Source organism: Dyella sp. OK004, from assembly GCF_900114495.1.
GTDB lineage: Bacteria > Pseudomonadota > Gammaproteobacteria > Xanthomonadales > Rhodanobacteraceae > Dyella_D.
In genome coordinates this window covers 1,236,088-1,258,822 of record NZ_FOZI01000002.1, presented here as the reverse complement: position 1 = coordinate 1,258,822, position 22,735 = coordinate 1,236,088, and the positions used below count along the sequence as shown (strand labels likewise).

General features: G+C 63.8%; 25 protein-coding genes. 11 read left to right on the top strand and 14 right to left on the bottom strand.

Translation table 11 applies throughout. From position 1 onward, the window contains the following. Position 1 precedes the first annotated feature (1 nt). Positions 2 to 2,089 (bottom strand): poly-beta-1,6 N-acetyl-D-glucosamine export porin PgaA, encoded by a 2,088-nt coding sequence (gene pgaA, locus BM338_RS12250; protein ID WP_177229312.1) that lies wholly within the window; start codon positions 2,087 to 2,089, stop codon positions 2 to 4. A gap of 733 nt (positions 2,090 to 2,822) precedes the next feature. Between pgaA and BM338_RS12245 the strand changes: the two genes are divergently transcribed. The 5 genes from BM338_RS12245 to BM338_RS12225 all read left to right on the top strand — a co-directional run bounded on the left by BM338_RS12245 (position 2,823) and on the right by BM338_RS12225 (position 7,900). Beyond that, positions 2,823 to 3,470, top strand: coding sequence for a response regulator (locus tag BM338_RS12245; RefSeq protein ID WP_090451134.1), 648 nt, complete (start codon positions 2,823 to 2,825; stop codon positions 3,468 to 3,470). A 107-nt stretch (positions 3,471 to 3,577) separates the two neighbouring features. After that, positions 3,578 to 4,966 (top strand): ATP-binding protein, encoded by a 1,389-nt coding sequence (locus tag BM338_RS12240; RefSeq protein ID WP_177229311.1) that lies wholly within the window; start codon positions 3,578 to 3,580, stop codon positions 4,964 to 4,966. A gap of 545 nt (positions 4,967 to 5,511) precedes the next feature. Further along, entirely contained in the window at positions 5,512 to 6,714 is a 1,203-nt protein-coding gene (locus BM338_RS12235; RefSeq protein WP_255367296.1) for a sensor histidine kinase, read from the top strand. Continuing rightward, complete coding sequence (locus BM338_RS12230; protein ID WP_090451131.1) at positions 6,707 to 7,474, top strand: LytR/AlgR family response regulator transcription factor; 768 nt, start codon at positions 6,707 to 6,709, stop codon at positions 7,472 to 7,474. The genes BM338_RS12235 and BM338_RS12230 overlap by 8 nt, the downstream gene beginning before the upstream one ends. A 60-nt stretch (positions 7,475 to 7,534) precedes the next feature. Continuing rightward, positions 7,535 to 7,900 (top strand): hypothetical protein, encoded by a 366-nt coding sequence (locus tag BM338_RS12225; RefSeq protein WP_090451130.1) that lies wholly within the window; start codon positions 7,535 to 7,537, stop codon positions 7,898 to 7,900. Here the strand turns inward: BM338_RS12225 and BM338_RS12220 are convergent. Together BM338_RS12220 and BM338_RS12215 are read right to left on the bottom strand one after the other, a co-directional pair. Next, positions 7,897 to 8,607, bottom strand: coding sequence for an aspartyl/asparaginyl beta-hydroxylase domain-containing protein (locus BM338_RS12220; RefSeq protein WP_090451129.1), 711 nt, complete (start codon positions 8,605 to 8,607; stop codon positions 7,897 to 7,899). The two genes, BM338_RS12225 and BM338_RS12220, sit on opposite strands and share 4 nt — an antisense overlap. 150 nt (positions 8,608 to 8,757) lie before the next feature. Then, positions 8,758 to 10,065 carry a carbohydrate-binding protein gene (locus BM338_RS12215; RefSeq protein ID WP_090451128.1) on the bottom strand — a complete coding sequence of 436 codons (1,308 nt, stop codon included), beginning with the start codon at positions 10,063 to 10,065 and terminating at the stop codon, positions 8,758 to 8,760. A gap of 361 nt (positions 10,066 to 10,426) precedes the next feature. Here BM338_RS12215 and BM338_RS12210 point away from each other — a divergent pair, with 361 nt between their 5' ends. After that, entirely contained in the window at positions 10,427 to 10,807 is a 381-nt protein-coding gene (locus BM338_RS12210) for a YciI family protein (RefSeq protein ID WP_090451127.1), read from the top strand. 66 nt (positions 10,808 to 10,873) lie between these two features. Here the strand turns inward: BM338_RS12210 and BM338_RS12205 are convergent, their stop codons facing one another. Then, on the bottom strand, positions 10,874 to 11,707 hold the full coding sequence (locus BM338_RS12205) for an META and DUF4377 domain-containing protein (protein ID WP_090451126.1): 834 nt from the start codon (positions 11,705 to 11,707) through the stop codon (positions 10,874 to 10,876). Between the two features lie 254 nt (positions 11,708 to 11,961). On the opposite strand from BM338_RS12205, the gene BM338_RS12200 reads away from it, so the two are divergent. Continuing rightward, on the top strand, positions 11,962 to 12,651 hold the full coding sequence (locus tag BM338_RS12200) for an alpha/beta hydrolase (RefSeq protein WP_090451125.1): 690 nt from the start codon (positions 11,962 to 11,964) through the stop codon (positions 12,649 to 12,651). 25 nt (positions 12,652 to 12,676) lie between these two features. Here the strand turns inward: BM338_RS12200 and BM338_RS12195 are convergent, their stop codons facing one another. After that, the gene (locus BM338_RS12195) at positions 12,677 to 13,624 is read right to left on the bottom strand and encodes a sulfotransferase family protein (protein ID WP_090451124.1); all 948 of its coding nucleotides are present in this window, start codon (positions 13,622 to 13,624) and stop codon (positions 12,677 to 12,679) included. 191 nt (positions 13,625 to 13,815) lie between these two features. Here BM338_RS12195 and BM338_RS12190 point away from each other — a divergent pair, with 191 nt between their 5' ends. After that, positions 13,816 to 14,778, top strand: a complete 963-nt coding sequence (locus tag BM338_RS12190) for a quinone oxidoreductase family protein (protein ID WP_090451123.1) — start codon at positions 13,816 to 13,818, stop codon at positions 14,776 to 14,778. Between the two features lie 20 nt (positions 14,779 to 14,798). On the opposite strand, the gene BM338_RS12185 is transcribed toward BM338_RS12190, so the two are convergent. Continuing rightward, positions 14,799 to 15,131 carry a DHCW motif cupin fold protein gene (locus tag BM338_RS12185; RefSeq protein WP_090451122.1) on the bottom strand — a complete coding sequence of 111 codons (333 nt, stop codon included), beginning with the start codon at positions 15,129 to 15,131 and terminating at the stop codon, positions 14,799 to 14,801. A gap of 16 nt (positions 15,132 to 15,147) precedes the next feature. After that, positions 15,148 to 15,789 carry a DUF6348 family protein gene (locus BM338_RS12180; protein ID WP_090451121.1) on the bottom strand — a complete coding sequence of 214 codons (642 nt, stop codon included), beginning with the start codon at positions 15,787 to 15,789 and terminating at the stop codon, positions 15,148 to 15,150. Between the two features lie 144 nt (positions 15,790 to 15,933). Between BM338_RS12180 and BM338_RS12175 the strand changes: the two genes are divergently transcribed. Together BM338_RS12175 and BM338_RS12170 are read left to right on the top strand one after the other, a co-directional pair. Then, on the top strand, positions 15,934 to 16,404 hold the full coding sequence (locus tag BM338_RS12175; RefSeq protein WP_090451120.1) for a PIN domain-containing protein: 471 nt from the start codon (positions 15,934 to 15,936) through the stop codon (positions 16,402 to 16,404). Between the two features lie 9 nt (positions 16,405 to 16,413). After that, the gene (locus BM338_RS12170; protein WP_090451119.1) at positions 16,414 to 16,602 is read left to right on the top strand and encodes a CPXCG motif-containing cysteine-rich protein; all 189 of its coding nucleotides are present in this window, start codon (positions 16,414 to 16,416) and stop codon (positions 16,600 to 16,602) included. A gap of 30 nt (positions 16,603 to 16,632) precedes the next feature. Here BM338_RS12170 and pncA read toward each other — a convergent pair whose 3' ends face one another. Next, the gene (gene pncA, locus BM338_RS12165; protein WP_090451118.1) at positions 16,633 to 17,283 is read right to left on the bottom strand and encodes a bifunctional nicotinamidase/pyrazinamidase; all 651 of its coding nucleotides are present in this window, start codon (positions 17,281 to 17,283) and stop codon (positions 16,633 to 16,635) included. A gap of 206 nt (positions 17,284 to 17,489) precedes the next feature. Here pncA and BM338_RS12160 point away from each other — a divergent pair, with 206 nt between their 5' ends. Further along, positions 17,490 to 17,882 (top strand): hypothetical protein, encoded by a 393-nt coding sequence (locus tag BM338_RS12160; protein ID WP_090451117.1) that lies wholly within the window; start codon positions 17,490 to 17,492, stop codon positions 17,880 to 17,882. Between the two features lie 4 nt (positions 17,883 to 17,886). Here BM338_RS12160 and BM338_RS12155 read toward each other — a convergent pair whose 3' ends face one another. The 6 genes from BM338_RS12155 to BM338_RS12130 all read right to left on the bottom strand — a co-directional run bounded on the left by BM338_RS12155 (position 17,887) and on the right by BM338_RS12130 (position 22,606). After that, the gene (locus tag BM338_RS12155; protein WP_090451116.1) at positions 17,887 to 18,363 is read right to left on the bottom strand and encodes a hypothetical protein; all 477 of its coding nucleotides are present in this window, start codon (positions 18,361 to 18,363) and stop codon (positions 17,887 to 17,889) included. Then, positions 18,360 to 19,193, bottom strand: coding sequence for an FAD:protein FMN transferase (locus BM338_RS12150; RefSeq protein WP_177229310.1), 834 nt, complete (start codon positions 19,191 to 19,193; stop codon positions 18,360 to 18,362). The genes BM338_RS12155 and BM338_RS12150 overlap by 4 nt, the downstream gene beginning before the upstream one ends. A 13-nt stretch (positions 19,194 to 19,206) precedes the next feature. Beyond that, the gene (locus BM338_RS12145; RefSeq protein ID WP_090451114.1) at positions 19,207 to 19,737 is read right to left on the bottom strand and encodes an FMN-binding protein; all 531 of its coding nucleotides are present in this window, start codon (positions 19,735 to 19,737) and stop codon (positions 19,207 to 19,209) included. Positions 19,738 to 19,746: 9 nt separating this feature from the next. Next, on the bottom strand, positions 19,747 to 20,679 hold the full coding sequence (locus BM338_RS12140) for a DUF6662 family protein (RefSeq protein WP_090451113.1): 933 nt from the start codon (positions 20,677 to 20,679) through the stop codon (positions 19,747 to 19,749). A 209-nt stretch (positions 20,680 to 20,888) separates the two neighbouring features. Beyond that, entirely contained in the window at positions 20,889 to 21,671 is a 783-nt protein-coding gene (locus BM338_RS12135) for a carboxylesterase family protein (RefSeq protein ID WP_090451112.1), read from the bottom strand. Then, a complete protein-coding gene (locus BM338_RS12130) occupies positions 21,668 to 22,606 on the bottom strand; it encodes a LysR family transcriptional regulator (RefSeq protein WP_090451111.1) in 939 nt (312 codons plus the stop codon). The genes BM338_RS12135 and BM338_RS12130 overlap by 4 nt, the downstream gene beginning before the upstream one ends. Between the last annotated feature and the right edge of the window lie 129 nt (positions 22,607 to 22,735).

The following is a 22,735-nucleotide window of genomic DNA, read 5'->3' as shown; positions in this document are numbered from 1 at the left end:
GTCATTCGCCCCAGTGCATGGTGAGGTCCAGCATGACCCGCTTGTCGCGCCGGCCGTCGTACGGCTGGCTGGACCAGCCCAGGCCCCAGCCAAAGGAGAGTCCACCGCGCGGTGCGAAGGTCTGGCCGTAGCGCAGGCTGGCCATCCAGCCGGTGCCATAGCGGCATTCGTGATAACTGCCGGCCGCGATATCGATGCGCTGGCGCCAGCTGCGCTCGTAGCGTTGATACAGCAGACTCTCGAGTCGGCCATCGAGTGCGGCCCAGCGCGCGCAGGCGGGGCTGTAATACGGCACGTCGGTAAGCGTGTTGCGGGTGCCGCCGAGCTCCACCCCGCCATCGAACGTGAACCATGGCGCGGTGTGCACGCGCTGCATCCACTGTGCCTGCCAACCGCGGCGCTGGTTACCGTCGCTGAAGTGATCCTGCGAACCGCCCAGCTTGATCGCGCTCAGTTCGCTCGGTCGCCATTGCACGGAAGCGTCGAACGTATGCGCGGTGATGCCGTAGTGGCTGGCGCGCAGCGGTACGTCTTGATCGCCGGTGTTGCTCCAGCCGAGCACGAAGGTCCAGTAGTCGCTGGGGAACCAGCGCACGCCGGCTTCGAGTGTGTTGCGGCGGCTTTCGCCACCGATGCCTTGCAGTGCCTGCACGTAGGCTTCCAGTCCGCGCGCGTAGCCACGCAAGCCGAGACCGAGGCGGTCGCGCTGACCCGGGCCTTCGGGTAGCGCTGCGCTGGCCAGGCGGGTGATGCCGTAGAGGCGCCAGCGATCGTCGAGCAGCGGGCTTTGCAGGGTGGCCTGGGTTTCGTGATCGCTGTCGCCGTAGTTCGGCGCGCCGCCCTGGCCGCGCGAGTGATCGAGATCGAACTGCCAGCCGCGCTGGCGATCCCATGCCTGGCGCGCGAGTTGCACCTGTGGGTCGCGCGGGATCACGGCTTCCACCCGTTGCAAGGTTGGCTCGACGCGGTCGAAATTGTTGAGCTCGCGCCAGCTGTCGATCATCCCCAGACGCACGGCGATGTCTTCGGGATCGAGTGCCGCCGCGCCGGCCAGTGTGTCTTCCGAGCGGCGCGGCCAGCCGCGTGCGCGCTCCACGTCGGCGAGTTCGCGCCACAGCGTTGAGTTGCCCGGCGCCTGCGCACGCAAGGCATCGATGCGTTGCCAGGCTTCGCGATAGAGCCACGCTTGCTGGCGGACTTGCGCGGCGGCGATGTCGGCGTCGGTCTTGTGCGGGTTATCGCGCGGGCGTGGTGATCCCGGTGCGGGCAACCAGGTTTTTTCCGTGGCGGCGGTGTGGTCGATCAGTGCCGCGGCGTCGCGATAGCGGCCGGTTTCCAGATAGGCATAAGTGAGGCCGATGCGCGGGTCGGTTTCGTTCTCCGCGTAGGCGTCGGGATGGTTGCGGATGCTTGCTTCGTAGAGCGGGATGGCTTGTTCCGGCAGGCGCTGTTGCAGCAGCGCATCGGCCATCGCGGCGGTGGCATAGGGTGGCACGCTGCCGCCGTCGCGTTGCAAGGCGTTGTAATCGTTCACTGCGGCGGCACTGCGTGAAGCCTGGTTATAGGAGACGAGACGGTCCGCGCGGATTCCCGTTGCCAGATGGGGCGTGTTGCCGTGACGGGCTAGTGCATCGTCCTGAAGTGCAATGGCGCGATCTGCTTCCGCATACGGCTGGCGCGGATCGGCCGGCACGGCTTTTGCCCAGCGCGTTTGATGCGCGGCGGCGTCGGCTTCCAGTCGCGCCATGTCGTCGGGAGACAGCGAGGGCGTGAGCTCGCGAGCCAGCTGTAAAGCTTGGTTCGCGGCGCCGAGTTCGGATAGCAGGCGAATGCGCAGGCGTTGTGCTTCCGCATCGCGCGGCCAGCGTTGCAGCAGAGTTTCGCAGACGGCCAGGGCTTCCATGCGGTGGCCGCTGTCGCGTTGTTGGCGCGCATGGGTCAGCAACCGGTCATGAGTAGCCTGATCATTGGTCGCCGTCGTGGCATGCGCGGCGGCGACACAATAGGCGAGCGTGAGCAGCGCGAGCCGCGTGATGCGCCTGTGTGTCGGTGCTGCGAGAGCAGGTTGTAACGTTCGAGCTGACTGCATGGGGCTTGCTCCCCGGAGCCGCTCGGTGGCGACGCCGGTATACCTGGGAGCCTTGCCGACTGCCGAAATGAGCACACGCGATAGTGATCCGCCCTTGGGGCGAAAGACCGGGTATGCGGATTTCGTCGCGCCTCGCTCCGTGGCTGTAAAAGGATCCCGACAGGCCGCACTGGGGTTGGTAGTGCGGCCTGTCTCCGACCGGACGGTCGACGCATGACCGTCCGTGGCATGCGGGATGACACTCGACGCTCTAATGAATCGGCCCGGGTCCGGCGGGAAGCCAGGAGCAGGCTTGGCGTCGTTGCGGGGAGCAGTGTTGCGAAATCGCCGGGGCATCGGAATCAGAAAAGTCCTATGCCGTCACGAATCGTTGACGAGGTGGCGACCAGGCCGGTTTCCGGCATAGATCGCGGTCGAGCGTGATGGCCAGGATCTAGCGATTCCAACGGCTCACGGGTTGGCCGGGGCTGTTAGCGGTGCCGCTGCATGGTGTCGCAGCACCTTTGGTGGCGCGGGAGTTTCGGACTGCTCCCATAGATGCGTCGCGGGTCGCATGGTGGAATCGTCGGGTCGTGTGCGCCGTGCGCAAGCGGCAAAGCCATCCGCCAGGTCGACGGACTTTCCCTTGCAGCGCTCACGGTCCGATCGGCATCGCCCGGCCCTCTCAGAAGAGCGAGCGCTGCCGACGCCGCGACCCCGGATGAGATGCCATCCGCCTCAAGCCGAGTCTCTTATGACGACCTCTTTCACCGCCGGTCCTGTGCGTGTCGCCTTGCTGGACGATCACGAATTCATCCTCAGAGGCCTCACGGCGTATCTCAAGCAAATACCCGATATCACGGTGGTGGGCAGCCACAGCAGCAGCCGGACGTTCCGCGCGATGCTGTCCGCCATGCCGGTAGATGTCGCCTTGATCGACTACGCATTGGGCTCTGACGATATGGATGGCGTGGCGCTGGTGAAGACGCTGCGCGCGCGCCATCCCCAGCTGCGCATTCTGGTGGTGTCGGGACACGAGCAAAGCATCACCGTGAACATGTTGTTGCGCGAAGGCGCGAACGGCTTTTTCAGCAAGACCCAGGACGCTAACGACATGCTCGAGGCGATCACCGCCGTGGTGGCCGGGAAAACCTATTTGCCGCCCTCCATCGGTGTTGATGCGCCACCCAGGCTGCATGCGCCCCTGTCGCCGCGCGAATGGGAGGTGATCCGCTGCTTTCTCGACGGTCTGTCGGTGAGCCAGATCGCCAGCAAATTCAATCGCAGCTTGAAAACCATCAGCACGCAGAAATCGATGGCGTACAAGAAGCTGGGCATTCAGGCCGATGCTGAACTGTTCAAGCTGAAGGAGCAGATCCTGCTGATGCATGGCGGGTCGTAATGATGCGTGCGCCGCTCGCCGCCCTGTCGCTGCTCGCTCTGCTGTTTGCGCTGTATCAGATGCATCGCGCACGGCTGGCCTCGCGGCGCAGCGAGCAGCAGAAAGCCATGTTGCCCGCGGTGATGAGCCATGAGGTGCGCACTGCCGTCGATGCGCTCAGTTCCTCCATCGAACTGCTGGCTCATGCCGGATTGGGCGGTGAGCAACATGAGTTGCTGACGACCGCGCGGACCAGAAGCCGCAATCTGCCATGCCTGTTGAGCAATGCGCTGGACTACATCCGCACCGAGGCCACGGCGTTTACGTCTGCGCTGGTTGCCTGTGATGTGCTGGCGGTGGCGCGGCATTGCGTGAATGCGCAGCAGCTGGCGATCGAATCGAAGGGCTTGCAGGTCAAGCTGGATCTTCCCTGTGGCCCTTTGCCTTATCTGATGCTGGACGAGACACGTCTGCGCCAAGTGCTGGATAACCTATTTGGCAATGCGGTGAAGTTCACCACGGAGGGACACGTTGGCATGGCTCTGTGGCAGGAGCCTGCGTGCGATGGGAAAGACGGGCTGCGTCTGGTGGTGGAGGTCTACGACACGGGGTTCGGCATTCCTGCCGATCAACAGCACGCGCTGTTCAAGCAGTTCTCGCAGGCACATGGGCCGCTGGCCACGCAACTGGGTGGTTCCGGCTTGGGCTTGTCCATCTGCCGGGAGATCGTGGCGCAGTTGGGCGGCAAGCTCAGCCTGACCAGCGAGGCCGGCGTCGGCACGTCGGTGCGTATCGAGTTGCCGACCGGTCTGGTGCCGATCGGAGAGGATGAAGATGTCGCCGACAGTGCGCCGATGATTGCCGCGATGATTACTCCCGGACAGCATGGCAAGGTCCTGCTGGTGGAGGATCATCCGGCCAACCGCAAGATTATCCAGGCACAGCTGCGTCGTCTCGGCTACGACACGACGGCGGTCGATCACGGACAGGCCGCAATCGATGCCTTCCGTGCAGATGACTATGTTGCAGTGCTGCTCGATGGCGAGTTGCCCGACATGAATGGCTACCAGGTAGCAGAGGCATTGCGTGAGCTGGAGGCAAGCCATGGATACGCGCGTGTGCCGCTGGTGGCGATCTCGGCGACGCAGGGCGATGCGCATCGGAAACGCTGTGAGATGAGTGGCATCGACGCGGTGCTGGGCAAGCCTCTGTCGATCGAGAAGCTACGGACGGTGCTGGCGATATCGGCCGATCCGATAGAAATCGAGGAGGATACCCGCGCGCTTTTTGTCCAAGAGGCGCGGAATGATTTGGTGGCGATCAGGACGGCAATCACCGCGGGCGAGTTAGCTCTGGCCGCGCATCATGCGCACCGTATCAAGGGCAGCACGCTGATCTTCGGTGACCGGCAGGTGCAGACGATGGCTGGTGAAATCGAACAGATATTGATCGCAGGACAGCACATTGACAGCGAACGTGTGGAAGCCATGCTCTCTGCGCTGGAGCACGCGCTTTAAGATCGTTTCCCGTAGAGCCGCTCAGGCTCGCCATGCTGAAATGCCTGCACATCTCGGGGTGAGGACGATGCCGCTGCACACGCTCCCGTGTCGGCAGCGTCTGCGAGGTGTGATGCGTATGGTTGGTTGTTGCAGTGATAGTTCGGGTATGTCCCGGTGCCCATGGATGGGTGGTACCGGTTGTCAATGAAATCGCAGCACATAGTGGTTTGTCCTCCGCATCCGTGATGTTGCTGCGAACTACGCAAGAGGTATCTATCTCCCCCTGGGGTACCTCGGCAAACCAGGAACGGGTGCCGGTCTTAGTGGCACCATTGGTTGCGGGCCTGCATAAGGCCCGCAATTTTTTTGCCTGTGGGGCGGATTTCGCTCCCGGAAATCCCGCATTCGTCGCTGTTATCCCGGTCCCGTCGTAACCCCCGTCTGGAACCGGCCTTGCCCGGCTATGCTCCCGGTCCATCGAGACGATGACGCCGTGGGGGGACACCGTGGTTACTAGCTTCTTCTTTGTGATTCGCCTGATGGTGGCCTGGTTCCTCGCCTTCATGCTGTGCGTGGTGGTGTGGATGGGCGCGACCGACGGGCGCTACCACGGGCCAGCTTGGCCGTTCGTGCTGGCTGTGCTCGCCATGCTGGCGATGGTGATCACCGGTGCGTTCTCGCATGTGCGCCGCGTGCGCCTGATCGCCGGTCGTGTGGACCACGACACGCTTGCCAACCGGCAGCGCCGCCAGGTGGAGATTCCCTTCGAGGCGGGTGAGGCCTTCGATCTGCTGGATGCGGCGATCCGCGAGCTGCCGCGCACGGAGGCGATCGAAAGCGCCCGCGACAGCCTGCAGATACGTGCGCAGGTGCGACGCATCGATCCCTATGGCAACAAGCCGCTGAAGCGTTTCAGCATGTTCGACTGGTTCGGCCGCAAGGACAACCAGATTCTCGCCACGGTCACGCCGGGCGATGGCACCGGCAGCGTCACGCTGATCTGCGAACCCGGCAGCGGTGCCTGGAGCGACTGGTTCCGCGTCGATGACGGCACCAATCTGGAGAACGCCGAAGCGATCACTCGCGCCATTACGCGCCGCGTCGCTGAGCGCCGCCGGGGCGAGCAGGCGGCCGCTACGCAGACCGCGACCGAGAAGGAATTGACGGTGGCGCGATTGAATCTGCTGCATGCGCAGGTCGAGCCGCATTTTCTCTACAACACGCTGGCCAGCGCCCAGTACCTCACGCGCACCGACCCGGCACGGGCCGACGACATGCTGGGCCATTTGATCGCCTATCTGCGCCGCTCACTGCCACGTACCGATGAGGTGTTGTCTACCCTGGGTGATGAGCTGGAGCGGTCGCGCGCCTATCTGGAAATTCTGCGCATCCGCATGGGCGAACGACTGAAGCTGCAGATCGATGTGGCGGACGAACTGCATACGACGCCGCTGCCGCCGATGATGTTGCAGACTCTGGTCGAGAACGCGGTGAAGCACGGTCTGGAACCCAAGCCGGGCGGTGGCACGGTATGGCTGCTTGGCCGTGTGGGCGACGGCACGGTTTCCATGACGGTGGCGGATGATGGCTGTGGTTTCAGCGACGCGGGCGGCGGTACCGGCATCGGTCTGAAGAACGTGCGCGAGCGCCTGCGTCTGGTCTACGGCACAGCGGCGTCGCTCGCCATCGTGGCCAATTTCCCCCATGGCGTAGCTGCCACGCTGACTGTGCCGGCTGCGCCGGACAAGGTGGGCCGCCATGGCTAAGTGTGTAATCGCCGAAGACGAGGCCCTGCTGCGTCAGGCGCTACTGGAACAGTTGGCACAGGTCTGGCCGGAACTCGAGGTGGTGGCGGAATGCGAGGATGGTGCCAGCGCGTTGGAAGCCATCGCGGAGCACCAGCCCGAGCTAGCTTTCCTCGATATCCGCATGCCTGGCCTCACCGGGCTGGAAGTGGCGGCAGCGGCGGCTGAAGTCAGTGCGGCCACGCAGATCGTATTCGTCACCGCGTACGACCATTACGCCATTGATGCCTTCGAGCGCGGTGCCATCGACTACCTGCTCAAGCCGATTGCGCCGGAGCGTCTGGCCGCCACGGTGCAGCGGGTCAAGGCACGCGTCGGTCATGCGGTCGATACGGAAGCGCTGGCCTCGCTGGTACGGCAGCTCGGTGCGAATCTGCTGCAGCCGGGTGCGAAGCAGCCGTTGACCTGGATCACCGCCAGCAGTGGGCGGGAGACCCAGTTGATCCTGATCGACGACGTGATCTATTTCCGCGCCGATAACAAATACACCACGGTGGTGACGGCTGCGGGCGAAGCCTTGCTGCGCAAACCGATCCGCGAGTTGCTCGGCGCGCTGGATCCGGCGGTGTTCAAGCAGATCCATCGCGCCACCATCGTGAATCTGAAAGCGGTTGCTTCGATCGTTCGCGACGACAGCGGCAAGGGCACCATCAAGCTGAGAAGCCGGCCGGAGACGCTGACCGTGAGTCAGCCGTTCATGGCTTTGTTTCGCTCCATGTAAACGCATGCCGACTAGCGCGGGTGCTGCGTATCGCGGCCCACGCCTCGGCGGAGGTGACGTATGCGCAATCTGCTCGCACTTATCTATTACGTGATGACCCTGGTCGGTTGTACCGGTGGCCGCACGATCGAGATGCACAGCATCGCCGATGGTCACGACAAGGTGCATGGCGTCGTGCACTTGCAAGCTGGCGTTGCGAAATTCGAATGCCTGGGCAGCGCCAGTGGCCAATGCCATTTCGCATTGTTCTCCGCCGTCTGCCCTGACGCCACCGCGGACAAAGCGTGCGATGCGCCGCCACTCGAACGGCTCGCCTTGGCGGTGGGCGCGAGTCGCGAGATCGTCGGCTTGCCGGTGGACTTCAAGGCTTGTGTGGATGAGCGGGATGACACCGCCGCCTCGATCTGCGGCAAGAGCAGGCGTTAGGTGTCGTTCCTGCCTGCCTGTATCAGCGACGGCAGGCGCCAGCGCGCCACGGTGCCAATGCCGGCGATCAGCAGACGGGAGAGCAGGGCCATGTCGGCCGGCATGTGGCGGCGGCGAACATCCAGCAGGAGAGCGATACGCCACTCGTCACTGTCGTTCCACACTTCGTGCGGATAGGTGTCGTCCCACAGCAAGGCCTGGCCGTTGCCGATCCGGTGTTCTTCGCCGGCAAGGCGCAGCACCGCCGCAGGGCGGCCGTCCGCATCCAGCGGCACCGATAGGCCGAGCTGAAATCGCAGCACGCCTTTGAAAGGGCCGCGGTGTTGCGGGACGTGTTTGTGCGGCGCAAGGAACGAGAGCGTGGCGGAAAGCACGTCCGGCCAGGCGTTGATCAACGCAGCGAGGTGCGGGCAGGCGGCCATGTTTGGTCCGATAGGATTCCCGTACACCTTCAGCAGAAACATGCGCCAGTCGTGGCCATCGTGAGTGGAGAGAGCGGTCTGCTCGCTCATCAGTTCATGGAAGCGCGGCACGGTATGCAGTTGGCGGGTCAACGCCAGTGCCTCGTCGCGCAGGGTCGGCCACGCTTCCACAAAGTGACGGGCCGCGGGAAACCGGGTGTCGGTATCGAGTACCGGCGGATTGGCGATGCGCCGGTCGTAGAGGGTGCGCACGGCTTGGGAGGAAAGGTCGTACAGGCGGCTCATGAGTGGCTGGCACGGATGGTCCTGGTGCCATGAGATACACGCCTGTCTGTGATCGGACTGTAAGAGTCCGGTCCCGGGTACGACTCCACGGCAGGCTGAAAAGGAAACCCCGGGCCACAGGCCCGGGGTTTCCAGTGTTGCAACGCGTGCTTACCGGCCGAGATCAGTCAGGAAGCGCTTGGTGTACAGCAGTGGTGTGGTGCCGCTCACCGAGTTGCAGGTGGGCGAGGCCCAGTTGCTGGAGCCCGAACATGGCGTGTCGCGGTCCAGCGACCAGAAGTGCACACCGGCCAAGTTGTTGCTGATCGCGTAGTTCACCATGGTGTCGACATTCGCCGCGGTGAAGACTTCACTGGTGACATCGTTCATGCCGATCATGGGCGTCAGCTCGATCTTGCTGAGCGGGATGCCGTAGGTGTGCTGCAGGTTCTTGGCGGCCTGGATTGCCGACTGGCCCATGTCGCACTGACCGTTGGCGACCACGCAGATGGACGCGCTGGCTGAGCCGTAGTCCATCACCATCAGATTGACGGTGTAGTTGCTCAGGGTGGAAGCCTTGATAGCCTTCACCACCATGTCGCCCTGGCTGTTCAATCCGCCGTAGCTGCCATCGGAAGCGGCCAGCGTGGCCAGCGTGAACGAGAAGCGCAGCTTGGGGTACAGGCCCTGCGCATAGACTGCGGCGGACACGAGTGCGTTGACCTGCGCCTGCGTCTGGCCGGCCTCGATATCAAAGTCCACGCCCACCATCTGTGGTGACATGTAGGTCGACACGAACTTGGCCATGCCCGACGGCGTGGAGCAGGTGAAGCTGCCTGCGGCACCGCCGGTGGAAACTACGTAGCTCAGGCCCGCGTTGGAAAGCGCACTGATATTGGCGCTGGCGAAGCTCGCGCCCGGAATGCCGCCCCAGTTCTCGCTGCCGCATTCACCCGTGGCGAAAGCAAGCGTGACGGCACCTAGCTTCGGCACGTAGTTGGACACCAGACTGCCACTGCCCACCAACGGAATCGCCGAACCGGTGACCGCGGTCTGGATGGTGTTGGTGTTCCAGTTGAGATTGATGGTGACGTCCTTGTAAGGACTGAACAGCAGGCCGGCACCCGAACCCGGCGGCGGGGGCGGCGGAGGTGGTGGCGGGGGAGGAGGTGGCGGCGTGCCGGTGCCGCAGGCGCCTTGCGAAGTCCATGGCTGACCCGAGCCGGAGCCACCGTTGTTGGTGGCCGGGTCGTTGCCCTGGGTCCACCAGTTCGCCACATAGTTCACGTTGTTCTCGCTGGCGGTGTTGCCGCCCACGTAGACCGCGGTCGCGCTCCAGGCAGATGCGCAGGCAGGCAACGTTGCCGCTTTGACTGGCTGCACCGGCGTCATGGCTAGCAGGCTCACGGCCACGGCCGTGCCCGCTGTGCTGCTCAGGGCGCCGGCGATGATCCGCGCTATCGAATGTTTCGCACGCATAGGGCTGTCTCCTCTCCTCGTTGTCGTCGATGACGGAAGCGGGTGGTTGAGCGATAGCGTTGGCGCCATGAGGGAATGGCGCGCTTGCGTCGCTGGCTACGGAGTCCCCTCTGCCACCCGGATGACAACGTTGTCTTCTATGTGTCGGAGAAACTGTGACCGTTGGCCTGAAAAGCGCTAATGCATTGCAACAGGGAATTCTTGCGGACGCTGTATCTGCGCTTCGTACAAGGTGTCGATCTGCTGTTTGCCTGGATCTGACAACGTTATCAATTCGTTGTCTTGGTGGCGGTTACGCCACTCGAGCGCCTCGCGGTGGATGTACTACCATCGCGGCTCCCCCGACGCGAACGGAAGCATCATGAAGTTCCTGATGATGATTTATTGCGACCCCGCATTGCTCGATGCACTGCCTCCGGGCGAGTTCGATACGCTGATGCGCGGCTGCTTTGCCAAGGCTGATCAGCTGCGCAAGGAAGGCAAGCTGCTGGACAGTCAGCAGCTTGAGCTGCCGGTGCAATCGCGCACCATGCGCGTGCGCAATGGACGCTCCACCATCGTTGATGGCCCCTTTGCGGAAACCAAGGAATACCTGGGTGGCTTCAATCTGATCGAGGCCGAGGACATCGCCGAAGCCGAGCGCATTGCTGCGGAATTTCCGTGGTCGCGCTATGGCAGCATCGAAGTCCGCCCGGTGCGCGACATGAATGTCGTTCGCCATCGCGTAGGCGCCGCAGCCTGACGGCAACGGTAGGAGCGCACAGGGTGCGCTCCTACCGGAATGGATGTGATTTTGTAAGCGCTGGGCTTACTGCTTCACCACTTCCGACTCCACCACCATGTCCAGCACATAGGCGGTGTTCGGCGCATCGGCCGGTGGGTTCTTGATATTGAAGCGCTTCACGCGCAGCACGTTGCGTATGCCGGCTTCGTGCGTGTATCCCTCAATGCTCTGATACAGCGGCTGCCATTCGCCCGGTGTACCGACGACCACGCCGTTCTCACTGTACTTGCGCTCACGCACCTGCAGGCATTGCATATTGGGGATCAGCGGATGGCTGCAGGGTTTGGTCTGCGGCGCCACTTCCAGGAACACAGTTTCGCCTTCGCCGCCATAACGTGTTTCCGCGGTGGGCTGGCTGGTAAAGACCAGGGTGTCGCCACCATCGGTGCTCAGGCGCAGCTGCGGTGCATCGCCTTCCGTGCGCAGGCTGAGCTTGGGGTTGCCTTGCAGGCGCTGGCTGATGGCGCCGTCGAGGTCGGCCAGCGCCTTGTCGGGGCAAGCCATCATGGTCTGCGCCATCGGGCCGATCTTCAGGCGTTCGCCATCGACGCTGTAGTTGCCGCCCAGGCGGTTGCAGGCGTTGCTGACGCTGAGGCGGTCGCGCACGAAATCCAGCTGCAGTGGTTTGTCCGCACGTACGAACAGCGCGTCGATGCGCTTGCCGTCGCTGCCCGTGGCTTCACTCAGCTGCCAGTGGTATTGGCCGAGCGGCGCCGTGTCGACGGCAGCAGTCGCGGGTGCCGGCTTGGCTTGCACGGTCGTGGCAGCTGCGGGTGCCGGTGCGTTGCCGCTATCCGGCGGCGATGTCTGCGAGCAGGCGGCCAGTGCGAGTGGGAGCAGGAGCAGGCGGTATTTCATCTGAGGTTCTCCATGTGATCAGTGATGCAACGGATGGCCGTGCCGAACGGGGTTAAATCCGCCGGCATCCGGCGACCATCCGGGATGGTGGGTTCCGTGCCGCCGCGGGATATGCCACAGACGACGTTGCCCTTTTGTCATGACAGAGGATTCACGCGTGCTGCACCTCTTGCATGCAGACGCGTGGCGTAGCGTCGGTGCCGTCGTGCGGGGATGTCGTTGGATCTGAGGTTGGGCGAGTCGAGGAGCGTGCTATGGCCGACAGGCCGACGATCGTGTTGGTGCACGGCGCATGGGGTGACGGCTCACACTGGAGCAAGGTGATTCCAGTGTTGAACGCCAAGGGCTACCGCATCAGTGCGGTGCAGAACCCGTTGACCTCATTGGAAGACGATGTGGAGCGCACTCGCCGGTTGGCGGAAGCGCAGCCGGGGCCCGTGCTGCTGGTTGGACACTCGTATGGCGGTGCGGTCATTTCCGGTGCGGGCAATGCGTCCAATGTGGTGGGACTGGTTTTCGTGGCGGCTTTCGCGCCGGATGAGGGCGATAGTCTGGGAAGCCTCTTCGCGCGGCAGGAGCCGCCGCCCGGCGCGGCCAGTATCCGACCGGACCAGTACGGCTTCCTGTGGATCGACCGGGATCTGTTCAAGGAAAGCTTCTGCCAGGATCTCGGCGACGATGCCGCGACGGTGATGGCGGTGGCGCAAAAGCCGATCGCAGCGCGCTGCTTCGAGGACAAGGCCGGCCCGCCTGCGTGGAAGAGCAAGCCGAGCTGGTATCAGGTGTCGGATGAGGATCGCATGATCCCGCCGGAAACCGAGCGGTGGATGGCCGAGCGGATCGGTGCGCGGAAGATCATGTCGCTGACCTCGAGCCACGCGTCGCTGGCGGCGCATCCGCACCAGATCGTGAACCTGATCGAAGAGGCCGTCTCGCAGGTTTGAGCCGCGCCGCCGATCGGCGACGAAGTCAGCCGCCTGCGGACTTCGCCGCGATCTTGCGGATGTGCTGGGTGTGGAGCGGTTGCTCGCGCCGTGCGAAGGCGTCCTCGCCTCGAGTCTGCATGTGATGCGCGCGCAGGTCGTCATACGACGCCAGCCGGGTCTGCAGCCAGCGTTGCAACTTCGGCCCGAACAGGCCATCGACCTTGCTGTCGGGTAGGCGCAGGTGGCCGTGGATCGCTCTGCGTTTCCACGGTTCCTGCTCCAGATCGGCGATGAGCTGGGTACACGCGTCCTTGAGCGGTGCATCCGCGGCGATGTCGAGAAAGCCGCACAAGCGTTGCCACTCGCGTTCGGGGTGCTCGATCAGGTCGTCGAGAAACAGCAGATAGTGCTGCGGCCGTGCCATATGGGTCCGGTGGATCTGCATCGCGCGGTTCCAGCGCCTGGCCCAATGCACGGTGCCGCCACCGAAGGCGTTGTCGTGCTCGAACAGCAGGCTGGCATCGGCCAGTGAGGCGAGCACGTCCATGCCCGGGCGAATGACATGGACGAAGCAGGCGTCGGGCACCAGGGCTTCGATTTCGGGGATGAACAGAAGATGGTTGGGCGTTTTCTCCAGCCACAGCTCGCGTCCGTTCTCGAGCGCCAGTTGGTCGAGCAGGGTGATGAAGCGCTGTTCGAGCGTGCGCATGCGTAGCGAGGGACGCAAGGACGAGGCGGGCGTCGAGGACAGCATGCGCTGCAAGGTCATGAACAGGTTGCGCTCATGCTTGCGCGAGAAGCCAAGGCGCTGCCGCCATCGTGCCCGCCGGTACTTCTCGTGAGCATCGCCCCAACGCCATGCGGTATTGCCATGCAGGTGCGTGAAGAAGCCGGTTTCCGGCAGAGTGAAGACGGCCGGATGCCGGGCCAGCATGGCCTGGACGATGGTGGTGCCGGAGCGTGGGCAACCGACAACAAAGGTTCGTCGCATCAGCGAGACTTCCCCAGCATGCAGGCCACGGACGTCATGGCCATCGAGAAGCAGAAAACGCAGGATTCCACGACTGGTTGACGGGCACGCCCCCCGCAAATGTCTACGGCGTCGCCGTCTACGCTGAGCTGAATGTCCCAAAGCTGGCATGCTGATGCTCTTTCCGTGCACTCATCTGGAGACCATGCGCCATGCACGCCCTGGTATTTGACCGTTTCGGAGGTCCGGAGGTACTGCATTGGGCAGAGCGGCCCGATCCCGTGCCCGGACCGGGGCAGGCATTAGTGCGGATGGAATGTGTCGGCCTCAACTTCGCTGACGTCTATCGCCGCAATGGCAACTATCACCTCAGTGGGTCGGCGCCGTGGATACTCGGCTATGAGGGCGCGGGCGTGATCGAAGTGGCGGCGGCGGGCGACAGCCTGTTTCCCGTCGGCACTCGGGTGGGTTTCGCGGACATGCCGTATGCCAATGCCGAACTGGTTGCGGTGGATGTCGACAAACTCATCCCGCTGCCTGCCGACATCGGCACCGACATTGCAGCTGCTGTGCTGCTGCAGGGGCTGACGGCGCAATATCTGGTGCGCGACAGCTATGCGGTAAAGCCCGGTGACGTGGCGGTGGTGCATGCCGCGGCCGGTGGCGTGGGCTGGTTGCTGACCCAGATGCTGAAGAGCATGGGCGCGGTTGTGCTTGGTACGGCCTCGAGTGAGGCTCGCCGCGACAAGGTGATCGCCGCGGGAGCGGATGCGGCGGTGAGCTACGAGGATCTGCTGCCCGCCGTGAAGTCGCTGACCGGCGGGCGTGGCGCCGATGTGGTGTATGACTCCGTGGGCCGTACCTTGGGCGACAGCCTGGCGGCCGCGCGCATCGGTGGCACCGTGGTGTTCTACGGTATGGCGGCCGGCGATCCGGAGCCGGTCGACCCGCGCCTGTTGATGGACCGCTCGCTCACGCTCACCGGTGGCGATCTGTGGAACGTATTGACCAGCGCCGCCGTTCGCCGCGAACGTGCCGCGGCGTTGTTCGCGATGGTCCGCAGCGGTTCGGTGCGGCCGCGCATCGCAGTGCGTTTCTCGTTATCGGACGGCGCCGAGGCGCATGCCTATATCGAGAGTCGCGGCGCTATCGGCAAGGTATTGCTGACCTTGTAGCGTCGCCGAGCGGGCTCTGCTCAATCCACCACGAACAGCCTGACCCCGGTGGGTGTGGACGAGCGATGCGCGGCATCGCCGAAATCCGACACTTGGTAACTCATGCCGGCGGTAAGCACGAAGCGGCGACCGTCTTTCAGCTCGGTGTGTAGCTCGCCCTCCAGCACGTACAGCACATGGCCGCGGTCGCACCAGTGGTCGGCCAGATAGCCCGGCGAATATTCGACGATGCGTACACGCAAATCGCCGGCATGGAACGAGCGCCACAGCGCCTCGCCTTGCGCGCCGGGGTGGCGCGTTGGAGTCACGCCATCCCAGTGAGTGATGGTGAAGGGCAGTTCGGGGAGTTTCACGCGTGGTTCCTTCCGCTCAGTAGTCGCGCACGTCCAGCAGGGTTAGCCAGCGCGCACCACCGGCCTGGCCTTCGTGTGGCCAGGGAGCCGAAGTGAGTGCGGCGGTGCCTTCTGTCCACGGCTCGTTGTCGAAGCTGGCTTCCGCATTGATGGTGCCGTCCTCGGCGCGGGTATAGAACACACGCACCCAGTGCAGCTCCGGCGTGAGCGACTTTTGCCGCAGCGCATCGGTCAGCGCCGTGCGGACTTCCGGCGGCACCGTGATGGTGCCGCGGATACCGGTGGCGCCGCTGAAAACATCCCAGGTGCGCACGCCGATATCCCAGGCCTCGATGGCGATCTTGCGTTCGTCGGTGACGTACCAGCAGGCCGCGAGCAAAGGGTGCAGCGCCTGCGCGACAAAGGCGTCGAGCGCATCGCGACAGGCTGCATCGCCTTGGCCGTAACCAGCGAAGCTCTCCTCGATATGGCGCTCGTCGTCGATCACCACGTCGATGTCGAGCCGGCCCGGCGACTCGCCCTGGCTCGGGTGCCAGGTGGCGCGGATGGCGGGAAAGTCGCCTTCGGTGACCAGCCAGCCGTCCTCGTCGGGTTCCAGTTCGATGCCGTGGTCGGCGAACAGGCGAAGAAAATAGTGCTGCAAAGCGGCGTCGTTCATAAGAATTCCTGGACTGGCCCACGAAGGTAGCCGGCCGGTTGGGCAAGGCGTCATTCTCGCGCAACGCCGTGACAAACGCTTGCGTTCGACAGTGCGCAGGATCCGGGCTACCGTGCGCGCCTCCACTGAATACCGGGCGCTGGCATGAGCTCGCCAACCGATCGACCAAACGCCCTTGCGCATCGACTGGTGCTGGATACCAACGTCTGCCTCGACCTGTTCGTGTTCGCCGATAGGCAAGTCGCCGTCTTGCGCGAGGCCCTGCTGCAGGGTGCGCTGGAGGCCGTGACGAATGAGGCCTGCCGTGATGAATGGCGGCGCGTGCTCGGGTATTCGCAGCTGGCGCTGAACGAGGCAGCGCAAGCGGCCGCGCTGGCTTCGTACGACCAGTGCGTGCGTTGCCTGGCAGCGCACGACATGCGCATGGACGACACGGTGAAGCTGCCGCGCTGCGCCGATCCCGACGACCAGAAATTCCTGGAACTGGCCTTCGTTGCGCAGGCGCGCTGGCTGCTCAGCAAGGACAAGGAAGTGCTACGGTTGGGCCGCCGCACGGCGCGCGAGGGTTGGTTTGCCATTGTGACGCCAGCGGAGTGGTTGCGTACTTCCAGCTAGGGCCCGGCCATGCTCACTCAGGTGCTGATCCACTGTCCGTATTGCGGCGAGCCGGTCGACATCTTCGTCGAAGGTTCGGCGGAAGATCAGCAATACATTGAGGATTGTCAGGTCTGCTGCCGCCCCATCGTGTTGAGGGTGACGGTGGACGAGGACGGTGGGGTGCGGGTGGATGCCGCCAGCGAGAATGACGGCTGACGATCACGCGAAAAGCCTTCGAGCAGGTTCCTAGGCCGCGAGGGCAAGCGACTCCAGTACCTCCACCTCCAACTGGTCGAGCCGGGCGCGGGTGGCGATATCGGCGTCCGGTGTGACTGGACGGGTCAGTTCCCACAGGAGGCGTGTCTTGAAGCCCAGGCTGACGGCGTCCTGCACCGTCCATAGGACGCATACATCGCGCGCCAGACCGCAGACATAGAGTTCGTCCACGCCGCGCGCGCGTAGCCATTCGGCGAGCTCGGTATTCGGCCGCGTACCATGCGGGCCGTAGTTCTCGCGAAAACCGCTGTAGGAATCTACGCGCGGGTCGCTGCCTTTTCTTACGACCTTGTCCAGTCGCGACAGATCGAGGGCCGGATGCAGTGCGGCCCCGGGGGTGTCCTGTACGCAATGGTCCGGCCACAGCGTCTGCGCATGGCCGTAGAGCGGAATACGGTCGAACGGCTCGCGGCCGGGATGGCTGCTGGCGAAGGATATGTGTCCCGCCGGATGCCAGTCCTGGGTGGCGACGACATGGCGAAAAGCACGTGTCTCCAGCAAGTGTCGGATGCCCGGCACGATGGCGTCACCCTCATGGCAGGCCAGGCTTCCGCCAGGCATGAAGTCCGGCTGCACGTCGACGAGGATCAGAGCGGCGCTTTCGCTGATGGGGTGTCGCATGGCTGTGCGGTTGGCGTGTTTCGGGATAGGGAGTCTAGCGTCAGCCCTGCGGAACAAGGTGTGACGCGGTGGACGGCTAGTCTGTAGGGGAATTGCCGGATTAAGCCCGGTTAAGGACTACGTCACGCTGTTATCGGCCGTGCCGCGGCCGAGATTGAGCCGACAGGCATAATGGGCGCTGACGCCATGGGGCAACGGAAGGGCAGATGCACTACAACCAATCGTGGATGGGTTACGGCATGGTCGGTGGCCTGCAGGCCGGTGCCATCGCCGCGGCCGCAGGTTTTCTGCTGTATGCCCTGTTTCACTGGCTCGGCCGGCGCAATGGCTGGGGCCAGGGGACGCAGATCGGCTGGGCCTATCTACTGGCATTGTTCCTGACCGCCAGCGGAGATCTGTGGGACATCGTCTATTTCAGCTACGGCCGCGTGGAATCGCTGCAACTGCTGAAAGTGAAGCTGGCCGAGGTGCACGATCCCGACGGCCTCGGTACGCGCGTGTTCTTCGAGTTTGTTGGTGTGGCGGTGGGCGTGTTTGTCGCCTGGTATCTGCTGGTGGGCCGCCGGGGCGAGCAGCACTCGCATGCTGCGGACAAGTAAGGTTTTACCGCTTGGTGCGGCGTCGCCCGAAAATGATGTGACAGGCGAGCAGCAGGGGCAGGCTTAGTCCGGTCAGCCAGTGCGCGACCGAGGTAATGCCGCGCCATTGCTCGTCGCCGAGGTAGTAAAGCAGGTAGCCGCTGATCACCAGCCACAGCAGCAAGCCGACCGACAAACCACCCGACAGGCGCTGGCGCCGCGTGCGCCAGCCGGCCACGATGTGCACGCCCCATACCAGGCCAAAACTCCATAGCGCCGCAAAGGCCATCGCTGCATGCAGGCGCAGCCACCACGGTTCCAGCGGGTGCGGCGTATCGCCGAACTCGCCTTTCTGCATCAGCGCGTAGTGAAACAGCAGCCATAGCGCGCCGCTGGCCCATAGCGTCCAGCCGATGCCGTACACCAGATAACGGCGCCGGCGCGAAAGACGCAGCGGCGTGCGATGCCCGACGACGGTGGGATGGTGCGGATGCGGGCTCATGGCGAGGTACCCAGGGTGGTCCAGCATCCGTCGGCGTCCTGCCAGTACGCGGTAGCGTCGTAGTGCAGCAGCAGGTCGGTACTGGCGGGGCCGAGTGCCAGCACCAGCTTGGTCAGTGCATCGGCGTGGATGCAGCGTTCGGCCACTACGGTGGCGCATTCCCGACGGCCGGCCGCAGTGCGCGCCTGGCCGTGCACGTGTGGCGCGGCGGCGTGATCGGGCAGCGCGCGGCTATGGCTGGTCGCCACCGCGGCTTCGCCCAGTTCCAGCACGGGATGATGTGAGGCTGCTGCCTCACCGGTATCGATGACGATGCGGTGCGGGCCGCCGCCGAGCGTGCGCAGATCGCCACCTGCATTGACGCAGCCGCTATCGATCCCGTGCGCGCGCAGGGCTTCGATGGCGCAGTCGACGGCATAGCCCTTGGCAATGCCGCCGAGGTCGATCCATAGCGGACGTTCCAGTCGCACGCCATGCTCTTCGTCGAGGTGAATGTCGCGCCAGCAGGCATCGGGTGCGGGCCGATTCACATGTGCCGGCTGGGGCAGCAGGCCCCACGCCACCAGTTGGGTGGCGATGCTGACATCGAACACGCCGTTGCTGAGCGCGGCCAGCTTCAACGCTTCGCGCAGCACTTCAGCGGTTTGTTCGGCGAGTTGCACGCGCACGCCGCAGCGGGTGCGGTGCAGCCGTGCCAGATCGCTGTCGGCTTCGTGGAAACTCATCGCGCCATGCACGCTGGCGACGGCGGCGAAGGCCGCATCGATGGCGCGATGCGCAGCCAGCTCGTCCGCGTACTCGACCCGGATATTTACCGTGGTGCCCAGCAAGGGGCGCGCGCGTTCAACCGTGCGGAGCGGCGAGGACGAGTGCATAGGTGGTGAGCAGGCGCTTGACGCCGTCGGTGATGTGACGGCTCGACAGCGTAGCGCCGGAAATATTCTTGATATCGCTGTTGAGTTTGAGTGGTGCGTCGTGCGTCTTGCCCACGAACTGCGCGCGCCACGCCTCGTTACGCACCTGGTCGCCAAAGGTCTCGCGGTATTCGAGAATCTCCACGCTCCTTACCGCGCCTTGCGCATCGATCGCCACCGCGAAGGGAATGAACTCGTGCTTGCCCACCACCTGGTCGGCAATGAACCAGCCACCGGTGGAGACACGCCAGGCTTTCAGATTCGGCGTGAGCACGTTCACATCGCAGGCCTTCTCGATGGCCTTCATCTGCTCCGGTGTGAGCGTGACGAAATCCGGCGTCAGCGTGGCACCCGGAAACATTAGTGCCTGCGCCTGTTCGACGCTGAGATAAACGGTGGCATGCACTGGCGCGCTGGCGACCAGTGCGTAGGCGGGAATCAGCAGAAAGCGTGAACGCATGGTGCCTCCTCAGAAATACCAGCCGGCTTTGATGCGCAGCCGGTACTTCTCGAAGTCGTTGTCATAGACGCGGCGGCCCACAACAGCGCCCGGGACCGAATCCGAATGCATGCTGGCCCACGGCAACTGTTCAAGGAAGGTGGCGGTAATGAAGAAGCGCTTGCCGCCGTAATGGATGGCCGGGCCGAAGAAATAGCCGCTGTTGGATTCGCGATTGAAGTTGTAGCTGTTGTATTCGTGTTCGTTGATGAACTCGACGCCGGCAGACCAGTTCTCGCGAAAGCGATACGAAGCCGCGAAGCTGACATTCACGTCGGTTTCTTCCTGCCAGGTCTTGTGGCCGGGCTGGCCGTCGGTTTCCTGATAGCGCCACTCGGGAGCGTAGGTGAAGTTGGTGGCCAGGGTCAGGCGATCGTCCAGGTAGTTCTTCTGCAGGATCAGCTTAGTTTCCACTTCGCGGAAGGCCGGGCCAATCGTGGGCTCCACATAGACCGCCACGCCGAGCGGATCGGTGTAAGGACTCCACAGGCGATAGATCGCCTCGCCAGAGATGCCCACAAAACGCTTTGCGTTGTAATGCTGGTCCGGACCGGGCTGGTCATACGATAACGGCTCGGGCGGCGTGGTCTGCCCGAACGGCCCGTTGTGATAGGCAGAGGACCAGACGTAGTTGGCGTACATCGCCACCTGCAGGCGATCGGTGAGGCCGTATTCCACTTCGGTACGGCCGTCCAGCTGATCGAAGCTGCCGGCCACTTTGCGGTGACGCCACGTCATCCACTGCTCCACTTCCTTCGCACCCTGGGGCAGCAGGTCGGTGGTGTAGGTGTAGCCGAACTGACTTTCTTCGGCGGTTGCTTGGCCGGAAAGAGCTAGTCCAAGCAAGGCGACGGATAGCAGGGCATGCAACCCGACGCGGAATCGGGCAGTGGTAAGTGGCATGGGAGATCCCGGGAAACAGGCGGAAAGATGAGTAACGAGATTATGTTCGAGAATCATTCGCATCAGCAACGCGCAAGATTTTGCGCTTTGCTTCTTGGGTCTCTTCTGTCGACGATCTTTGCGAACTTCCAGGAGATCAGGAGCGCACAGGGCATCGGTTCGTGCCCAGGGTTCGGGCATGCCCATAGGGCGGCTTCTTTCCGGCTTAGTTACTTCGCTGTCGCCGCGAGTCGATGACTGAACATCCACGGCCACAGTGCTTCCGTCGCATATGCGGGAACCCATGAGCCGTGATTGACGCCAGGGAATTCGGTGTAGCGCACGTCAGCACGGCGTGCTTCCAGTGCGGCGTGCATGTTGCGCGAGCCTTGCGGCGGTACGACGTCATCCTCCGCGCCATGGAAGATCCAGGTCGGCAGGGTGGCGACGCGGTCGGCGACCCAGGCGTAGGGATCGGTATCTGTAGGGATGCCTTCCACGCGCAGTGTCGAATCATCGCGTGGCGGGAGCAGGCCACCGCATACGATGGCTGCGGCGGCGAAGACGTTAGGGTGATCGAGTGCGATTTGCCATGAACCGTAGCCACCCATCGAGAGACCGGTGAGGTAAAGGCGTTGGCGGTCGCCGTGATAGGTTTTGATGCTGGCTTCCAGCGCCTGCATGGCAGCATCTTCTACATCGCCGGTCCAGTAGTGATCTTCGGGAGCCTGCGGGATCACCAGGACGGCGGGGAAATTCGCGCCGTGTTCTTTCAGCCATGGCGGCAGGCCCTGGCTCATCTGCTTCTGGTTGTCGCTGCCGCGCTCGCCGCTGCCATGCAGGAAAAGCACCACCGGCCATGTGTGTTTGGACGTCCATCCGTTCGGCACGAAAACCTGATAGCGATAGCTGTGTCCCTTGATGGTCACTTTGTGTTCGACAAAGCGGGCAGCGGCGTGCGAGGGCAGGCTGGCGATCATCAGCAGAAGCAGCAAGGGTAGGCGCCGCGTCATGCGGGTGCTCCAGCGTTGGGGCGGATGAGGTCGAGCACGGAGGCCTCCTGTTGTTGCATCTCGCGTTGCAGGTGATCGACGAACAGGCGGATGCGTGCGGGCAGAAAGTCGCGACTGGGGTAAATGGCGTAGATGTGAGCTTCCTGGAACGCGGTGTCAGTCAGCACGGGCTCCAGCCGGCCGGCCCGCACATCGTTGGCGATATCCCAGATCGACTTGAAGGCGAGGCCTCGGCCAGCGACGGCGAGTTCGCGCATGAGATCGCCGCTATCGGTGGTGATGTTGGCTTCCAGGCGCAGCGGACGCTGGCCTTCCGGTGTCTGCAGCATCCACGGCAGGATGCCGCGACCCGGGCGATGCAGCATCAGGCAACTGTGCCGTTGCAGGTCGTCGGTGCTGGTGGGGCGGCCGTATTTCGCCAGGTAAGAGGGGGCCGCGCAGATCACCCGATAGTTGAGCGCCAGTCGACGCGAGATCAGGCGCGAATCGGCCATGGCCCCGCTGCGGACGGCGACATCCACGCCATGTTCGAACAGATCGAGCATGGCGTCGGAGGTGCTGATGCGCATGCGCAGCTCGGCGTGACGCGAGGCGAAGTCCGCTGCCATCGGGCCGATGTATTGCCGGCCCAGATCGAGCGAAGTGGAGATGTGCAGGGCGCCGCGCACTTCCATCTGGCCCTGGCCAACCATCGCGTTCGCTTCGTCGATATCGGCCAGGATGCTGAGGCAGCGCTCGTAATAGCAGCTGCCTTCGCTGGTCAACACCAGGCGGCGCGAACTGCGCTGGAGCAGGCGCACGCCCAAGGCCTGTTCGAGGCGACTGAGGCGTTTGCTGGCGACGGCCGGGGAGAGACCGAGTTCGCGACCGGCCGCGGAAAGGCTGCCGTCGCTGACGGCGCGCACGAACAGGCGCATGTCTTCGAGATCAATCATCTTCAACTTCTTGGAAAAGATGCTTGCTTAGTTTGGTGAATTCTCATCCGTTTGGGCAAGTTGCACAGTGGCCATCCCCGAATGGATGAGTATTTCCCATGCCGACGCCACGCTTCCCTGTGCCGTGCT

What these genes read in the sequence shown, in the direction of transcription:
- pncA (WP_090451118.1), bottom strand. Translation starts at nt 17,283, where the DNA reads ATGCGACACCCCATCAGCGAAAGCGCCGCTCTGATCCTCGTCGACGTG.
- BM338_RS12225 (WP_090451130.1), top strand. Translation starts at nt 7,535, where the DNA reads ATGCGCAATCTGCTCGCACTTATCTATTACGTGATGACCCTGGTCGGT.
- BM338_RS12135 (WP_090451112.1), bottom strand. Translation starts at nt 21,671, where the DNA reads ATGACGCGGCGCCTACCCTTGCTGCTTCTGCTGATGATCGCCAGCCTG.
- BM338_RS12140 (WP_090451113.1), bottom strand. Translation starts at nt 20,679, where the DNA reads ATGCCACTTACCACTGCCCGATTCCGCGTCGGGTTGCATGCCCTGCTA.
- BM338_RS12130 (WP_090451111.1), bottom strand. Translation starts at nt 22,606, where the DNA reads ATGATTGATCTCGAAGACATGCGCCTGTTCGTGCGCGCCGTCAGCGAC.
- BM338_RS12155 (WP_090451116.1), bottom strand. Translation starts at nt 18,363, where the DNA reads ATGAGCCCGCATCCGCACCATCCCACCGTCGTCGGGCATCGCACGCCG.
- BM338_RS12195 (WP_090451124.1), bottom strand. Translation starts at nt 13,624, where the DNA reads ATGCGACGAACCTTTGTTGTCGGTTGCCCACGCTCCGGCACCACCATC.
- BM338_RS12230 (WP_090451131.1), top strand. Translation starts at nt 6,707, where the DNA reads ATGGCTAAGTGTGTAATCGCCGAAGACGAGGCCCTGCTGCGTCAGGCG.
- BM338_RS12245 (WP_090451134.1), top strand. Translation starts at nt 2,823, where the DNA reads ATGACGACCTCTTTCACCGCCGGTCCTGTGCGTGTCGCCTTGCTGGAC.
- BM338_RS12210 (WP_090451127.1), top strand. Translation starts at nt 10,427, where the DNA reads ATGAAGTTCCTGATGATGATTTATTGCGACCCCGCATTGCTCGATGCA.
- BM338_RS12175 (WP_090451120.1), top strand. Translation starts at nt 15,934, where the DNA reads ATGAGCTCGCCAACCGATCGACCAAACGCCCTTGCGCATCGACTGGTG.
- BM338_RS12180 (WP_090451121.1), bottom strand. Translation starts at nt 15,789, where the DNA reads ATGAACGACGCCGCTTTGCAGCACTATTTTCTTCGCCTGTTCGCCGAC.
- BM338_RS12235 (WP_255367296.1), top strand. Translation starts at nt 5,512, where the DNA reads ATGCTGTGCGTGGTGGTGTGGATGGGCGCGACCGACGGGCGCTACCAC.
- BM338_RS12205 (WP_090451126.1), bottom strand. Translation starts at nt 11,707, where the DNA reads ATGAAATACCGCCTGCTCCTGCTCCCACTCGCACTGGCCGCCTGCTCG.
- BM338_RS12215 (WP_090451128.1), bottom strand. Translation starts at nt 10,065, where the DNA reads ATGCGTGCGAAACATTCGATAGCGCGGATCATCGCCGGCGCCCTGAGC.
- BM338_RS12160 (WP_090451117.1), top strand. Translation starts at nt 17,490, where the DNA reads ATGCACTACAACCAATCGTGGATGGGTTACGGCATGGTCGGTGGCCTG.
- BM338_RS12170 (WP_090451119.1), top strand. Translation starts at nt 16,414, where the DNA reads ATGCTCACTCAGGTGCTGATCCACTGTCCGTATTGCGGCGAGCCGGTC.
- BM338_RS12240 (WP_177229311.1), top strand. Translation starts at nt 3,578, where the DNA reads ATGTTGCCCGCGGTGATGAGCCATGAGGTGCGCACTGCCGTCGATGCG.
- BM338_RS12200 (WP_090451125.1), top strand. Translation starts at nt 11,962, where the DNA reads ATGGCCGACAGGCCGACGATCGTGTTGGTGCACGGCGCATGGGGTGAC.
- BM338_RS12220 (WP_090451129.1), bottom strand. Translation starts at nt 8,607, where the DNA reads ATGAGCCGCCTGTACGACCTTTCCTCCCAAGCCGTGCGCACCCTCTAC.
- BM338_RS12190 (WP_090451123.1), top strand. Translation starts at nt 13,816, where the DNA reads ATGCACGCCCTGGTATTTGACCGTTTCGGAGGTCCGGAGGTACTGCAT.
- pgaA (WP_177229312.1), bottom strand. Translation starts at nt 2,089, where the DNA reads ATGCAGTCAGCTCGAACGTTACAACCTGCTCTCGCAGCACCGACACAC.
- BM338_RS12145 (WP_090451114.1), bottom strand. Translation starts at nt 19,737, where the DNA reads ATGCGTTCACGCTTTCTGCTGATTCCCGCCTACGCACTGGTCGCCAGC.